At 44.9% G+C, this 13,292-nt stretch carries 15 protein-coding genes; 3 read left to right on the top strand and 12 right to left on the bottom strand.

Annotated elements, in window-relative coordinates; genetic code table 11:
* The first annotated feature begins 31 nt into the window (after nt 1–31).
* Entirely contained in the window at nt 32–910 is an 879-nt protein-coding gene (locus tag DWV34_RS15795; RefSeq protein ID WP_009291240.1) for a magnesium transporter CorA family protein, read from the top strand.
* A 190-nt stretch (nt 911–1,100) separates the two neighbouring features.
* Here the strand turns inward: DWV34_RS15795 and tadA are convergent, their stop codons facing one another.
* Nucleotides 1,101–1,559 (bottom strand): tRNA adenosine(34) deaminase TadA, encoded by a 459-nt coding sequence (gene tadA, locus DWV34_RS15790; RefSeq protein ID WP_009291239.1) that lies wholly within the window; start codon nt 1,557–1,559, stop codon nt 1,101–1,103.
* A gap of 66 nt (nt 1,560–1,625) precedes the next feature.
* Between tadA and DWV34_RS15785 the strand changes: the two genes are divergently transcribed.
* Nucleotides 1,626–2,969: a DUF6128 domain-containing protein gene (locus tag DWV34_RS15785; RefSeq protein ID WP_022260666.1), complete on the top strand. Its 1,344-nt coding sequence runs from the start codon at nt 1,626–1,628 to the stop codon at nt 2,967–2,969.
* On the opposite strand, the gene rsmA is transcribed toward DWV34_RS15785, so the two are convergent.
* Entirely contained in the window at nt 2,966–3,826 is an 861-nt protein-coding gene (gene rsmA / locus DWV34_RS15780) for a 16S rRNA (adenine(1518)-N(6)/adenine(1519)-N(6))-dimethyltransferase RsmA (RefSeq protein ID WP_009291237.1), read from the bottom strand. The two genes, DWV34_RS15785 and rsmA, sit on opposite strands and share 4 nt — an antisense overlap.
* Nucleotides 3,827–4,600: a TatD family hydrolase gene (locus tag DWV34_RS15775; protein ID WP_009291236.1), complete on the bottom strand. Its 774-nt coding sequence runs from the start codon at nt 4,598–4,600 to the stop codon at nt 3,827–3,829.
* 142 nt (nt 4,601–4,742) lie between these two features.
* Between DWV34_RS15775 and DWV34_RS15770 the strand changes: the two genes are divergently transcribed.
* On the top strand, nt 4,743–6,137 hold the full coding sequence (locus tag DWV34_RS15770) for a glutamate synthase-related protein (protein ID WP_009291235.1): 1,395 nt from the start codon (nt 4,743–4,745) through the stop codon (nt 6,135–6,137).
* Between the two features lie 191 nt (nt 6,138–6,328).
* Here DWV34_RS15770 and DWV34_RS15765 read toward each other — a convergent pair whose 3' ends face one another.
* The 9 genes from DWV34_RS15765 to DWV34_RS15725 all read right to left on the bottom strand — a co-directional run bounded on the left by DWV34_RS15765 (nt 6,329) and on the right by DWV34_RS15725 (nt 13,291).
* On the bottom strand, nt 6,329–6,865 hold the full coding sequence (locus DWV34_RS15765) for a cysteine hydrolase family protein (RefSeq protein WP_006565489.1): 537 nt from the start codon (nt 6,863–6,865) through the stop codon (nt 6,329–6,331).
* An 8-nt stretch (nt 6,866–6,873) separates the two neighbouring features.
* Complete coding sequence (locus DWV34_RS15760) at nt 6,874–7,320, bottom strand: GatB/YqeY domain-containing protein (RefSeq protein WP_022260665.1); 447 nt, start codon at nt 7,318–7,320, stop codon at nt 6,874–6,876.
* 31 nt (nt 7,321–7,351) lie between these two features.
* Nucleotides 7,352–7,954 carry a hypothetical protein gene (locus DWV34_RS15755; protein ID WP_006565487.1) on the bottom strand — a complete coding sequence of 201 codons (603 nt, stop codon included), beginning with the start codon at nt 7,952–7,954 and terminating at the stop codon, nt 7,352–7,354.
* A 107-nt stretch (nt 7,955–8,061) separates the two neighbouring features.
* A complete protein-coding gene (gene asnS, locus DWV34_RS15750) occupies nt 8,062–9,423 on the bottom strand; it encodes an asparagine--tRNA ligase (protein ID WP_408628272.1) in 1,362 nt (453 codons plus the stop codon).
* A 40-nt stretch (nt 9,424–9,463) separates the two neighbouring features.
* Nucleotides 9,464–9,883, bottom strand: a complete 420-nt coding sequence (locus tag DWV34_RS15745; RefSeq protein ID WP_009291233.1) for a PPC domain-containing DNA-binding protein — start codon at nt 9,881–9,883, stop codon at nt 9,464–9,466.
* A 103-nt stretch (nt 9,884–9,986) separates the two neighbouring features.
* Nucleotides 9,987–10,946, bottom strand: coding sequence for a sugar-binding transcriptional regulator (locus tag DWV34_RS15740; RefSeq protein ID WP_243000907.1), 960 nt, complete (start codon nt 10,944–10,946; stop codon nt 9,987–9,989).
* A gap of 21 nt (nt 10,947–10,967) precedes the next feature.
* Nucleotides 10,968–11,693, bottom strand: coding sequence for a cupin domain-containing protein (locus tag DWV34_RS15735; protein WP_022260663.1), 726 nt, complete (start codon nt 11,691–11,693; stop codon nt 10,968–10,970).
* A gap of 185 nt (nt 11,694–11,878) precedes the next feature.
* On the bottom strand, nt 11,879–12,922 hold the full coding sequence (locus DWV34_RS15730) for a glycerol-3-phosphate dehydrogenase (RefSeq protein WP_006565482.1): 1,044 nt from the start codon (nt 12,920–12,922) through the stop codon (nt 11,879–11,881).
* An 18-nt stretch (nt 12,923–12,940) separates the two neighbouring features.
* Nucleotides 12,941–13,291 (bottom strand): DUF1667 domain-containing protein, encoded by a 351-nt coding sequence (locus DWV34_RS15725; RefSeq protein ID WP_006565481.1) that lies wholly within the window; start codon nt 13,289–13,291, stop codon nt 12,941–12,943.
* Nucleotide 13,292: the final 1 nt, after the last annotated feature.

The raw sequence follows: 13,292 nt of genomic DNA, 5'->3' as shown, positions 1-13,292 counted from the left end.
TATAATTGATAGAATAAAGGAAGGTGAGCCTATGAATTATCCAATGCATGACGGCACTGCAAAGCTGCTTACAACGGAAGAATATTTTCAAAATTATCCGGACCTGTGCTCTTATCAGCCATTTCTTGACACCGTCAGGAATCATGGCATCAACAGCTGTAAGGCCGATGTTTTTTCAGATTTTATTTCAGGAACGCTCTTAATCCCTGAAAAAAAGAATCCGTCAGAGAAGGAATTCTGCCTGTCTTATTATCTTTCCAAAGACCTTTTGGTACTAATTGAAGATAAAGAACATATAAATGATTTGGAGCTGATCATAAATGAGAGACACATAACCGACGCATCATCACTCCCCCAGTTTCTTGTCCTGCTCGTGGAAGCTCTCATCAAAGATGATATGCTCCTGCTCCAGAATTATGAAACCTGTCTCGCCGAGATTGAGGATGAAATTCTCACAGGAAAAGATATTAAAATAAATCACCGCCTGATCGGTGTGCGCAGAAAGCTTCTCCGCATGAATGCCTATTACCAGCAGCTCAGTAATTTTGGCAGTGAACTGGAAGAAAACTCATCCGGTTTCTTTTCCCAGACAGACGTGCGGCATTTTTCCGTGCTCACCAACCGTGCGGAACGTCTTCTCAATTACACTCAGTTTCTCCGGGAATATGCTCTGCAGATCCGTGAAATGTATCAGTCTCAAGTGGACATTAAGCAGAATGAAACTATGAAAATACTGACCGTAGTTACCACGATCTTTTTTCCTCTTTCCCTGATTACCGGATGGTACGGAATGAATTTCAGAAATATGCCGGAGCTTCATTACCCGTACAGCTATTTTATCCTGATCGGCATCTGTGTTTTGATCTTCACGGCAGAACTATGGTTCTTTAAAAAGAAAAAATGGATTTAAAATACCTATGAGTTTTTCTCCATTATCTCCAGTCGGCTCTGGAAAGGCCTCCTTCCGACAATAGAGAAAAACTATCACAGGTAGCACCTTTTGTCTCTAAACAGCCTGCTCCAGCAGATATTACGTCCATTTTGACCAGTTTGGAGGCCTTACATCTCTAAGACAGCAAGCCGGAAAACTGGTCAAAATGTCAACCCTTTTTTCTCAGCTCCCGGAAAAAATCGCTCATCATATGGCTGCATTCTTCTCTGAGGACTCCCGATTCAATCTCTGCCTGATGGTTGAATTCTTCCCTCTGAAGGATATTGAGAATGGAGCCTGCACATCCCGCTTTAGGGTTCATCGCCCCGATAACAACCTTGGGTATTCTCGCCTGGACTATAGCCCCCGCACACATCTGGCACGGCTCCAGAGTGATATACATCGTACATTCTTCAAGCCGCCAGTCCCCTGTCTTTTTACTGGCTTTCTCAATCGCCAGTAATTCCGCATGGGCCAGTGTTGTCTTTCTCTTATTTCTTTGATTGTAAGCCCTTGCTATGATTTTTCCGTCCAATACTATGACACAGCCGATGGGCACGTCCCCTATAGCTGCCGCTTTCTTTGCCTGTTTTATGGCTTCTTTCATAAATTTTTCATTTTCATTCATTCTGTCTTCCTCCGGTCATATTTTTTAGTCCCTCCTCATAGAATAAATCAAAAAGAGAGTATCACATTGGCTGAATATCAACGAATCGTTTCATATCTATACGAATACAGCAATGGCATGAAAGGCGAAAATGCAGGATTCGCCAAAATTGAGAAGCGTCAAAAACAGCTTCGCTTATACTTCCATGTCAAAACAAATGACGAGGCCTTAACGTACAAAATCTATTTTTACCGGTTCCGCCACGGAACCATGGAAGGCATTTTATTAGATTCCTTCCAGCGCAATGACACCATCATTGAGTTTAAGAATACTTACCCTCTGGTTGTAGATCTGGACCAGGTAGACGGATTTTTGATCTATCACTCCAACAGCCATTTCTTTGGATCAGAGTGGAATGACAAACCGATCACGATACGAAATTTCCTGCCGGCAGAAGACATGTCCAAAAATCCCGAGGCTGACCGGACAGAAAAAGTCAGGAAATCTGATGCTGTTCAGAGAGAAGTGACCAGGGAGTCTCAAGAAACTGGCCGGACAGAAGTCCCTGTTCCTGAAACCCAGGAACCGCCGGAACCTGCTCAGGGAGAAAGCCTTTCCGGCTCCGCACCGGCGGATACAGAACCGTCAGAACCTGCCCAGGAAGATAGTATGCCTGAGTCCCGCCCTGTACAGAATCCTTCTCCATCAGACAAAGAAGTACCAGAGGAAGATGAAGAAGAACCGCCGTCCGGCGCTCCTGATCCTCCTCCTATAGAGGATCCTTTTGACGAACTTCCGCAGGAAATTCCGATTCCTGCCGGGACCCCTGACACAAAATCCACGGTGCCGGAACCGGCGCCCGAACCGGCAGGTCTGCCTCCCCGTGTCTATGTAGAACCGGAAATTCCGGAGTCTGAACCTATGAGCGCAGAATCACTGACCGAAGAGGATACCTCCGAAGAAGAACCTCCAGAAGAAAAAGCTGCCGGACAGCATGAAGAACGTATTGCTGATCCTGATTCAAAGCTGGCAGAATATATTGAAGCCCTCCAACTGGAAAAGAAAGCCAAAGAACAGGGAGTGCCGAACACACCCAGTCTCTTTGACTGGAAGGAGTATCCCACCTTGCCCTTACCTCCTTCTTATATGCTGGATCCTAGCATCAAAATCAAAGTAGAGGATCTTCAAAATATTCCTCATGTGCCGGAAAACATGAAAACCAACGGGTTTCTGCTGCTGAACTACGGAAATTACGGACACCTGATGTTATGTCAGCACAGACAGACAAACAGAATCTATCTGGGAGTTCCGGGTGTTTTTGACAATGAAAAAAATTTCATTGCAAAACTTTTCGGATTCAGGGATTTCTTAACCGTGCCGGAATCCTGTCAAAAGACAGGAAACTTCGGCTACTGGATTCTGTCTCTCTAGCCCTCCAGCAGGTCACTGAGCCTTGCAAACTGTTCAAGGCTCAGTGCCTCACCACGAATCTTCGGCGATAGTCCCATTTTATCCAAAGCGTCTACTACCTGTTCTTTAGAAAAATGGAGTGTACTGCTATTATTAATCCCATTCTGAAGTGTTTTTCTTCTCTGGTTAAAAGAGGCCCTGATAATGGAAAACATCAGCTGTTCATTTTTTACCTTTACTGGCATATCCTTATATCTTGTCAGACAAATAACAGCTGATCCCACTTTCGGGCGGGGCATAAAACAGTTTGGCGGCACATTGGCCACAATATACGGTTCGGCGTAAAACTGGACAGCCAGTGACAGTGCACCGTAATCTTTTGTACCCGGTCCTGCCTGCATCCTCTGTGCCACTTCTTTCTGTACCATAACCGTAAGGCTGTCCATAGGGACATTCTTTTCAAACAGTCCCATGATAATTGGCGTTGTAATATAATAGGGCAGATTTGCCACGACTTTGATCGGTCTCCCCTGATTTTTCTTTTCTGCAATCTTTCCGATATCTACCTTCAGAATATCTTCATTCAGCACTTCCACATTGTCATATCCGGCCAGAGTTTCTTTAAGGATCGGTATCAGATTGTGATCGATCTCCACAGCCATGACTTCCCTGGCATGTTCTGAAAGATACTGGGTCATCGTGCCGATACCCGGTCCGATCTCCAGCACAAAATCGTCCTTTGTTATATTTGCTGCGTCTATAATCTTCTCAAGCACATGACTGTCAATCAGGAAATTCTGTCCGAACTTCTTCTGAAAATCAAAGTTATACTTTTGAATGATTTCTATTGTTTTTTTAGGGCTGCTTAACTTCTCCATCTAAACCTCTTTCATCCGGTACATGTTCCTGGCATTTTGTTCTGTGACCTCAATAACTTCCTTTGTGCTGATCCCTTTGAGTGCGGCAATCTGTTCTGCCACATACGGCAGATTTAAAGAAGAATTTCTCTTTCCCCGGTTTGGTTCCGGAGAAAGATAAGGGCTGTCCGTCTCCAGCAAAATTCTGTCCAGCGGTGCATAGGAGACAACCTCTTTTAATGTCCTGCTGTTTTTAAATGTGACAACTCCTCCGATTCCAAGATAAAATCCCATATCTAAAAACTTCCTCGCCATTTCTTTTGGGTAAGAAAAGCAGTGAACCACTCCCCCAATCTCCTCGGCGCGGGCTGCCCGCATCATATCTTCTGTATCTTTCGCGGCATCCCGGCTGTGGATCACCATCGGAAGCTTTGTCTCCCTGGCGAGCTCCATCTGTGCTTCAAACCATTTTTTCTGTATAGGACGTTCGGGTTCATCCCAGTAATAATCCAGTCCAATCTCTCCAATAGCCAGAATCTTGGGATTTGATGCATATTTTTTAAGCTCAGCCAGATCCTCTGTTTTCATTTCACCGGTATCTGACGGATGAACCCCCACCGCGCCATAAAGAAACGGATACTTATCTGCAGCTTTTACCGTCCACCGTGACGTTTCCATATTGGAACCAATGTTTACAATGGTCCCAATCCCATTCTTCTCCATGGAATCCAGCAGTTCTTCCCGGTCTTTGTCAAACTGCTCATCGTCATAATGAGCATGGGTTTCAAAAATCATGTTCCTTCCTCCAAAAATTGTTTTCACTCTGATACAATTTCTCATTCATATGGTATAATAAGAATAATTCTTATTTCATTGCAAGGCTGTATCTATTACACAAGACAATATTTTTTATTATAACACGAATCGGAGGTTTTTTATGAGTATTTTTAAATGCAGTATCTGCGGCTACGTCTACGACGAGAAAAGTGAATCCGTCCCCTTTTCCCAGCTGGAAGCTGACTATACATGTCCGGTCTGCAAGGCATCAAAAGTTAAATTTGAACCCGCAGAAGGCAAAAGAACTCCTTCTCCCATAAAAGATAACCCCCTGGCTTACCCCGATGCTTTTGCAAAATCTGATTCAAAAGAATTTCCGCAGATGGATGCCATACATCAGATGGCTCTTACGGGTTCGTCAGTCGTTGATGCCATGGGCACCTTAAAGCCCTTGATATCCTGGGATGATATTTTAATCATGGGCGCTCAGCTGAACCCGGCACCACTAAATGCGGGCGATCCTGTGGACACCAAAACAGTGATCGGTAAAAAAGCCAAAAAGCCAATGGAAATATATCACCCCATCTATGTATCCCATATGTCTTTCGGTGCCTTATCCAAAGAGTTAAAAACCGCACTTGCAAAAGGCAGCGCCATGTCCAAGACCGCCATGTGCAGCGGCGAAGGAGGAATCCTTCCCGAAGAACGGCAGGCAGCTTACAAGTACATATTTGAATATGTTCCGAACCTGTACAGTGTCACAGAAGAAAATCTCCGCAGCGCAGATGCCATAGAAATTAAAATCGGACAGGGGACCAAGCCCGGCATGGGCGGACACCTGCCCGGAGACAAAGTTACCCCGGAGATTGCAAAGATCAGAAATAAGCCTTTAGGTGAGGATGTCATCAGCCCCTCCAAGTTTCCGAATCTTAATTCCAAAGAGGATTTAAAGACAATGGTAGACTGGCTGAAAGATACCTCCGGCGGGAGACCGGTAGGCGTAAAGATCGCAGCCGGACATATCGAACAGGACCTTGAATGGATTGCATATGCCGATGCCGACTTTGTCACCATAGACGGGCGGGGCGGGGCCACAGGTGCCAGTCCACGGACATTAAAGGACAACACTTCCATCCCTACGATCTTTGCACTGTCCAGAGCCAGAAAATATCTGGACCGGCATCATCTTTCCATGGATCTGGTCATCACCGGAGGACTCAGGCTTCCGGGGGATTTTGCGAAAGCACTGGCCATGGGTGCAGATGCCGTGGCGATCGCTTCGGCTGCTCTTGTAGCTGCTGCCTGCCAGCAGTATCGTATCTGCAACACAGGACAGTGTCCGGTCGGCGTTGCCACCCAGGATGAAGAATTGAGAAAACGGCTTCATATCGATCATTCGGCCAAACGGCTCTGCAACTACCTGAATGTGTGCAGGTCTGAGCTGGAAATGTTCGGACGCATTACCGGCCACGCAAATATCCATGATCTTAGTGTTTCAGATCTCAGGACAACCAACAGGGAAATATCAGAGTATACGGACATTGAACATGTGTGACATTTTCTACATGATTTCCGTTCGGCTCTTAGAATGCCTCACTCCAATCATGTAGAAAATGGATATACTATCTGCCGGAAAAAACTCAGCAATTTTTTTAAGTCTTTTAAGGGACAAAAACGGGACTGCCGCCAGCTAAATATTTTTTTTAGCTGGTGTGACCGTCCCATTTTATTCAAAAGGATTCTTATTTAGAATTGTATGTCCACCTGACACATCTTCATTGCACTCAGGGCATTGTCATGGCTTTCTTTTGTCACTCCTGCGCAAAGGTCCGCGTGGACGATCAGTTTTGCTTCCGGAAGGGCCGCCTTTACCATAAGTGCATTGGATATCACGCAGATATCAGTGCACAGGCCTATGAATTCAATCTCGGCGTCCTTACCCTCATATTTCTGCTTCAGCAGTTCGCACAGTTCAATGGAGCCAAATGTATCTTTCCGGCAGAAGTCCATCACTTCCGCTTCTGTCTCAGAGATGGCATCCATGATATCAGGATGCAGTGCCCATCCCTCTTCACCCAGGATACAGTGGGGAACAGGCAGATTTTTACCTTCCTGTGTACTGAGATAATCTTTAGAGTGAGTATCTAATGTTCCGTAGATACTGCCTTTAAACTCTCTTATCTTCTCTGCCGCTGCCTCAACAATCTCCCTTGCTTCTTTAGTCCCCAGGGCACCGTCTATGAAGTCATTCTGCATGTCGACAACCACTAAAATATGTTCCATACAGCCCCCTATCCGATTCTTGCAGCCACAAGCTGATTGACAAGTTTGCCGTCGGCTTTTCCTTTCACCCTTGGCATTAGGCTTTTCATGATCTTACCTTTGTCTTTTGCTGTTGGAGTTTCAATGCCAAGTTCCGCGAGCACCGCATCAATCTCTGAATTAATCTGCTCCTCACTCATTTCCTCAGGAGCGAATTCTTTGATGACCGCCAGGCGTATATTACATTCCTCAATGATATCTGTGCGCTCTGCCGGACAGGATTCCAGGGTTTCTTTTGTCTGCTTCATCTCTTTTGCAATAATTGTATTTTCTTCGGCCTCCGTGAGGTCTTCTCTTTTATCGATCTGTGCATTTTTTAATGCGCTTAACAGCATAGACAAAGCTTCTTTTCTTGCTTTATCCTTATTTTTCATGGCTGCTACCATTTCTTTTCTGATTTCTTCAATCTTGCTCATAATGTCCTCCTGATTTTTTGTTTTAATTCTATCATATAATCCAGGAGAAATCACTTCCTTCTGCTGTTTCTTCCTCTGTACAGATAAGCCAGCAGTCTCCGTACCTTCGCATTTCCTTGTATGGTTTTTCAATCCGCGGAAATTCTTTGCTTAAAAATGCGTGAACATAAAGCGGTTCCTTTTCTTTCTTTTCAACAACCGTATCTGCCGTGATATAAACGGTTCCCGTGTCCAGTTTATTGCCCTTACGCCCCATCACTTTCATCTGTTCATATACATCGATGCCCTCTGTCATAAACAAAAACAGTTTGATCGGATGGACCCAGATACAGGTGTCGGATTCCACGACCATGTCACAGGGAATATTCCTTCCCTGTATATAATCCCTCAGTCTGTGCAGATCTTTGATCTCTTCTTTAGTTTCTCCTTTAATGATTCCCATTCCTCCGAGCTCCGTCATGTCCGCAATAGTTTTCTCTTCCATGATCATCACAGATTTTCCCTGTTCTTTTTGGAAATGAGCCTCCACTGCGTTCTGAAGGGATGCCTCCAGATATAATATATCAACTTGCTTATCTGTTTTCAAAATCGGATAATACGGAAACTCTATTTTTTCCTGCCATAAGGAATGCATCAAACCACCTCTTTTTTCATAGCATATGTATTTTTGCTTATTCTATACAAAAAAATGGAAGCACTGTCCGCTTCCATTTTTAAGTCATCTCAACTATTATATTTTGTTTAAAACTCACATTTTCCCGCAGTCCTCGGAAACGGTATCACATCCCGGATATTTGCCATTCCCGTCACGTACATCACCATTCTCTCAAATCCAAGCCCAAATCCTGAATGTCTGGTGGAACCGTACTTTCTCAAATCCAGATAAAAATCATAGTCAGACAGATTCATTTCCAGCTCGCCCATCCGCATTTGAAGTTTCTCCAGATCATCCTCTCTCTGGCTTCCCCCGATGATCTCCCCGATTCCCGGCACCAAAAGATCCACTGCCGCCACCGTCTTTCCATCCGGATTCTGTTTCATATAAAATGCCTTAATCTCCTTCGGATAGTCCGTCACAAATACAGGCTTCTTAAATACTTTTTCCGTCAGATACCGCTCATGCTCTGTCTGTAAATCAGTTCCCCAGGATACCGGATATTGAAACTTATTATTGTGCTCTTTCAAAATATCTATGGCCTCTGTGTAGGTAATCCTTGCAAATTCTGACTCCGCCACATGGTGCAGGCGGTCCAGCAGACCTTTGTCTACAAATTCATTAAAAAATCCCATTTCTTCCGGAGCCTGCTCCAAAACATATTGAATGATATATTTGATCATATGTTCCGCAAGCAACATATTATCTTCCAGGTCTGCAAAAGCCATCTCCGGTTCGATCATCCAAAATTCTGCCGCATGCCTGGTAGTGTTGCTTTCCTCCGCCCGAAATGTCGGTCCAAACGTATAGATATTTCGGAAAGCCTGGGCAAAGGCTTCTCCATTCAGCTGTCCGCTGACTGTGAGGCTGGTTTCTCTCTCAAAAAAATCTTCTCTGTAATCCAGCTTTTTACCCTGGGAAAGTTCCTCCAGGTCAAGCGTTGTCACCTGAAACATTTCCCCTGCGCCCTCACAGTCCTGTCCTGAAATGATCGGTGTGTGCACATAGACAAAATCTCTCTCCATAAAAAACTTATGGATAGCATAGGCAATCAGCGAACGGACTCTGTACACCGCCTGAAATGTGTTGGCCCTCGGCCTTAAATGGGCGATCGTTCTCAGATATTCAAACGAATGCCGTTTCTTCTGAAGCGGATAATCAGACGGAGATTCACCCTCCACTTCTACGGACTCTGCCTGTATCTCAAACGGCTGTCTGGCATCCGGTGTCTCTGTGAGAATTCCTTTCACAATCACCGCGGTCCCGACAGACAGCTTTTTCACCTCAGTAAAGTTTGAAAGTTCTTTGCCGTATACGATCTGGATTGGTTCAAAAAAAGTTCCGTCGTTGATCACAAGAAACCCAAAGTCCCTGGAGTCCCGGTTGCTCCTGACCCATCCGCACAGACTCAGTTCTTTCTGGCTATACTCTTTATACTGTTTATAAATCTGTCTCCCTGTTAATATCTGCACTTCTCTGCTTCTCCTCTTAAAATTTAAATAAATTCAATCCGATCCCACCGCTGTATTCCCGGTCCACGGTTCCTTCGATCTCTGTAAGCACCAATTCCCCGGTAGCGCTGATATAGGCTTCTGTGAGATGTCCTCCGCGGACTTCTCCCGCTTCATTGGCGACACTGATATGGAAGTGTAGATAGGTTTCCCCATTCATGCGGGAAACATTACCGCCAAGTGAAACAATCTCCATATCTTCCTCGTAAGTTCTGCTTACATACTTCTTTTCTCCTGTCTTAAATAAACCTGCGGTTACTTTATTTACAGCCCCGATACCTGACAGAGAGCCCAGCTTTATATTTTCTTTTACACATAAATCTTTGATGGATGATACAATCTCTTCCCCTTTTTCCAGCCTTATGACATATTGCTTTCCAAACTTACGGTATTCCATAAGAATCCCTCCTCATATTCATGGTTACAGCGAGTAGTGTCTTTCATTATTATAGAACCAGAGCAGGGATCTTTCAAGTCATGGTATCTCCCAAAACTTTTTCTCAGAGAAACCTGGAATGCAGCTTTAGTATCTGCCTTGCTAATGGAGCCGTAACGATAAGAGAGCTGATGATTTTCCTGCGCACGGCAATATAGATTGCTTCCGCTTTTTCTGTCTCATATGCAGCTCCTATCACTTCCGGAATCTGCTGGAAATCTTCAAGGCTGAGCGTCATATTTTGACGGTTCCACGGACAGTCCAGCAGCCGTCCCTGAAGATCATAGAAGTTATAAATAAGATCTCCTTTCACTTTATCTTTCATTTCGGTTTCCATACACTGCTCTTTTTTGAGATAGAGGTTTGTCATTTCAAAATATCTGCTGCCTGTTCCAATTCCGACAAACGCAATGTCTGACTGTTTTGCTTTCTGAAGCACTTCTTCTATGAACCGCTGGCTCATAAAAATATCTTTTGCCTCCTTTGAATCGACAACAATAGGAGCATGCAGCTGAAGACCTGAGGCACCGCAGTGGCCTGCAAAGTACTCACATACCGTGTTGGCCTGAATATCCCATAACTCCTTATCAACACCGCCGCACAGCGGAACAAAGGTCACATGTTCCAAAGGAATCGAGGATGTGAACTTCATTGCCGTTTCCCTTGCCATCCGTCCTCCGGAAACTGCCGCATATTTCACATTGGGCAGCCTTCGTGCAAGATACTTTCCGGCCTGAAGTGCTGTACATTCTTCCTCTGTCTGGCCTTCCATAGGCTCTGCACAGATGATTTCCTTTAGGCCAAAGATTCTCTTCATACGTTCTTCTAATTCTTTGTGGGCATGGATCTTATCATCATGAATTACAACTTCCACAACCCCGCTCTTCCTTGCCTTTACCAGCACCTTCGATACGAGAGAACGGCTCACGTGAAGTTTCCTGGCAATCTGCTGCTGTGTCAGCTGTTTCTCATAATACAGATGCGCAACATCAACTAAAAACTTCATTTCCTCTGTGCTTCCCATAAACAGTTCCTTTCCCTGAGACTACACATATTCAATATTAAAAGTTTTATTGGATATCTGCAGGCACTTCAAGTCTTCATATTCCGTTGCTCCGTGGGCCGTCACATACCCTTCCGGATACCAGATAAAGGTTCCCGGCCCATAAAGCTCATCTCCGGTCTGTAACTGACCCTCCAGAACAAAAAATCCATGACCCGCCGTGTGTCTGTGATTGATCGTGGTAAATCCCGCCGGATAATTCATATAATTGATCTGCATGCCTGTCTCATCATCCAATAGTAAAGCCTTTTTTCCAAATAGTTTCCCTGTGGTCGTCGTCGGCCGGTAAAACCACGGCATTCGGTTTACATCCATCACTTTTTTCTCAAGGGAGTTTTGCCTCTGTTCTTCCTCCTCAAGATATTCAATGGAAAATGCTTTGTTGGAGATCAGCAGACACTTCAGGTCCTCATATTCTGTCGCTCCATGTGTGGCTGCGATTCCCTCCGGATACCAGACAAACGTTCCTGGTCCGTAAAGCTCACCGTCCGTCTCCAGCTGTCCCTCCAGCACATAGATTCCATGAGAAGCCGGATGTCTGTGAAGCACCGTTGTAAATCCCTTCGGATAATGCATATAATCAATTACCATATCTGTCTCTTCATCCAGATGCAGACTCTTTTTCCCGAATATCTTTCCTGTTCTGCTGTTTGCCCGGTAAAACCATGGCATTCTCCCCAAATCTTTCACTGTTGTTTTCAGTTCCATAACAAACTCCTTTCCAACGAGTTTTTCTGCTTCTGTCTTTAAGGTAACTTGATTTTACCGTTTCGTCAATTATGTTTTTTTCCTTGTGTCATTTGACACACCTGTAAGTATTTTATTTCTATTTAACCATAGCAAAAAGGGCACAGCCATAAAAATAGCCCTGCCCTTTTTTCATAAGATTGTTTTTATTCTTTGATCATCGTAAAGTCATCCCAAGGAATATTGACCTCAGCACCTTCATTGATGATAGAATCAACATGCATCAGAAGCGGGAACTCATCCAGGGAAACGACTCCCCTCTCTGCAAGTTTCCTTACGGCACGTGCAGTTCTGGTTGCAATCACAATGGACTCCAGAGTCACGCCCTGTAATTCTTCCATAGCCTCATCGAAGCTTAACCCGCGTCCGAGAAGGGTTCCGATCTTCCTTGTTCTTCCGCCGAAGACCGTCACATACAGATCTCCTGCCCCGTGAATAATATTCTCCGGGCCTCCGCCGATCAGTTCCAAAAGTCTTGTCATTTCTTTTACGCTCTGTCCAAACAATGCTGCCTGGGAATTGTAGTGCTGGATACCGATCTTTCCTTCCATTTTTTCAGAAAGACCCACAGCCAGGGTTACACCGAGTGCATATGCATTCTTCATGGCTACGGCGCACTCCACACCTACGACGTCTTTAGAAAGAGTGATGTGATAGTAGTCTGTTGCCAAAAGCTCTTTGAACATTTTGAGAGTTTCCATGTTCTTTCCGCAGAAAGCCACATGGCTGTGATCGTGGTCTGCCAATTCATAGCTGGTACACGGACCGCCGATGGCATTGATATCAAGATGCTTTCCTTCCGGCTGGCGTTCCTCAAAGATCACCGGATATGGAACCAGAGTTCCGTCATCCAGATCTACCATGCCTTTCGTCACAGAGAGGAGCGGTACACTTTCAGGGATTACCGGAAGAATCTCATCACAAAACCAGTCTAATCCAAAGCTGCTGACACCGCAGAGCGCTGCGTCTGCTCCGTCCAGAGCCTCTTCTAATTCTTCAATCTGATAATATTTGATCCCGTCGTGCAGGGTCCTTTTTAATGTGATATGAAAATTATCCTTCTTTAATCCGTCGATAATGTCCCGATCCAGCGGGGAACCAACCAAGCGGACCTCGTGTCCGTTTTCCATCGCCGGAAATGTAATTGCTGATGCCATCTGTCCTGCACAAATAAATGTAATAACGCTCATGTTTTCCTCCTATAATGCTTATGCTGTTACTTTCTTTGTTGCCACAATATCTACTCCCAGTCCAAGAACGTCTTTGATAACCACATCGCCCACATTCACCGGGGCCTTAGCTGTCACTTTGGTCAGCTCATCCATGATATCATAAATCTTCCCTTTCGGAATATCCCCGTTTGTTTTCACAGGGACTCTTCTCGCTGTCTCTGCCTCAACCCTCACGGTAGACGTGATGACTCTGGTAGGATTGACTAATTCCTTTTCCCCGTATACGGCGCCTCTCGGACAGCCGTTTCCGGTTACTTTATATCCGTTTTCTTCATCGACTTTTAAATGACATCCTTTCGGACAAACAATACAAATTAAATCTGTCATG

Origin of the sequence: Anaerostipes sp. AF04-45 (genome assembly GCF_003461725.1) — a bacterium.
GTDB classification, from domain to species: domain Bacteria; phylum Bacillota; class Clostridia; order Lachnospirales; family Lachnospiraceae; genus Anaerostipes; species Anaerostipes caccae.
The sequence above is the reverse complement of the archived record's forward strand: the minus strand, read 5'-3'. Positions and strand labels throughout refer to the sequence as shown.

Coding starts and splice junctions, on each gene's coding strand:
- DWV34_RS15765 (WP_006565489.1), bottom strand. CDS start 6,865: ATGGAACATATTTTAGTGGTTGTCGACATGCAGAATGACTTCATAGAC.
- DWV34_RS15740 (WP_243000907.1), bottom strand. CDS start 10,946: ATGGGAAGCACAGAGGAAATGAAGTTTTTAGTTGATGTTGCGCATCTG.
- DWV34_RS15735 (WP_022260663.1), bottom strand. CDS start 11,693: ATGGAACTGAAAACAACAGTGAAAGATTTGGGGAGAATGCCATGGTTT.
- rsmA (WP_009291237.1), bottom strand. CDS start 3,826: ATGGAGAAGTTAAGCAGCCCTAAAAAAACAATAGAAATCATTCAAAAG.
- DWV34_RS15725 (WP_006565481.1), bottom strand. CDS start 13,291: ATGACAGATTTAATTTGTATTGTTTGTCCGAAAGGATGTCATTTAAAA.
- DWV34_RS15730 (WP_006565482.1), bottom strand. CDS start 12,922: ATGAGCGTTATTACATTTATTTGTGCAGGACAGATGGCATCAGCAATT.
- DWV34_RS15755 (WP_006565487.1), bottom strand. CDS start 7,954: ATGCATTCCTTATGGCAGGAAAAAATAGAGTTTCCGTATTATCCGATT.
- tadA (WP_009291239.1), bottom strand. CDS start 1,559: ATGAATGAAAATGAAAAATTTATGAAAGAAGCCATAAAACAGGCAAAG.
- DWV34_RS15760 (WP_022260665.1), bottom strand. CDS start 7,320: ATGAGCAAGATTGAAGAAATCAGAAAAGAAATGGTAGCAGCCATGAAA.
- DWV34_RS15745 (WP_009291233.1), bottom strand. CDS start 9,883: ATGGAATACCGTAAGTTTGGAAAGCAATATGTCATAAGGCTGGAAAAA.
- DWV34_RS15770 (WP_009291235.1), top strand. CDS start 4,743: ATGAGTATTTTTAAATGCAGTATCTGCGGCTACGTCTACGACGAGAAA.
- DWV34_RS15775 (WP_009291236.1), bottom strand. CDS start 4,600: ATGATTTTTGAAACCCATGCTCATTATGACGATGAGCAGTTTGACAAA.
- DWV34_RS15795 (WP_009291240.1), top strand. CDS start 32: ATGAATTATCCAATGCATGACGGCACTGCAAAGCTGCTTACAACGGAA.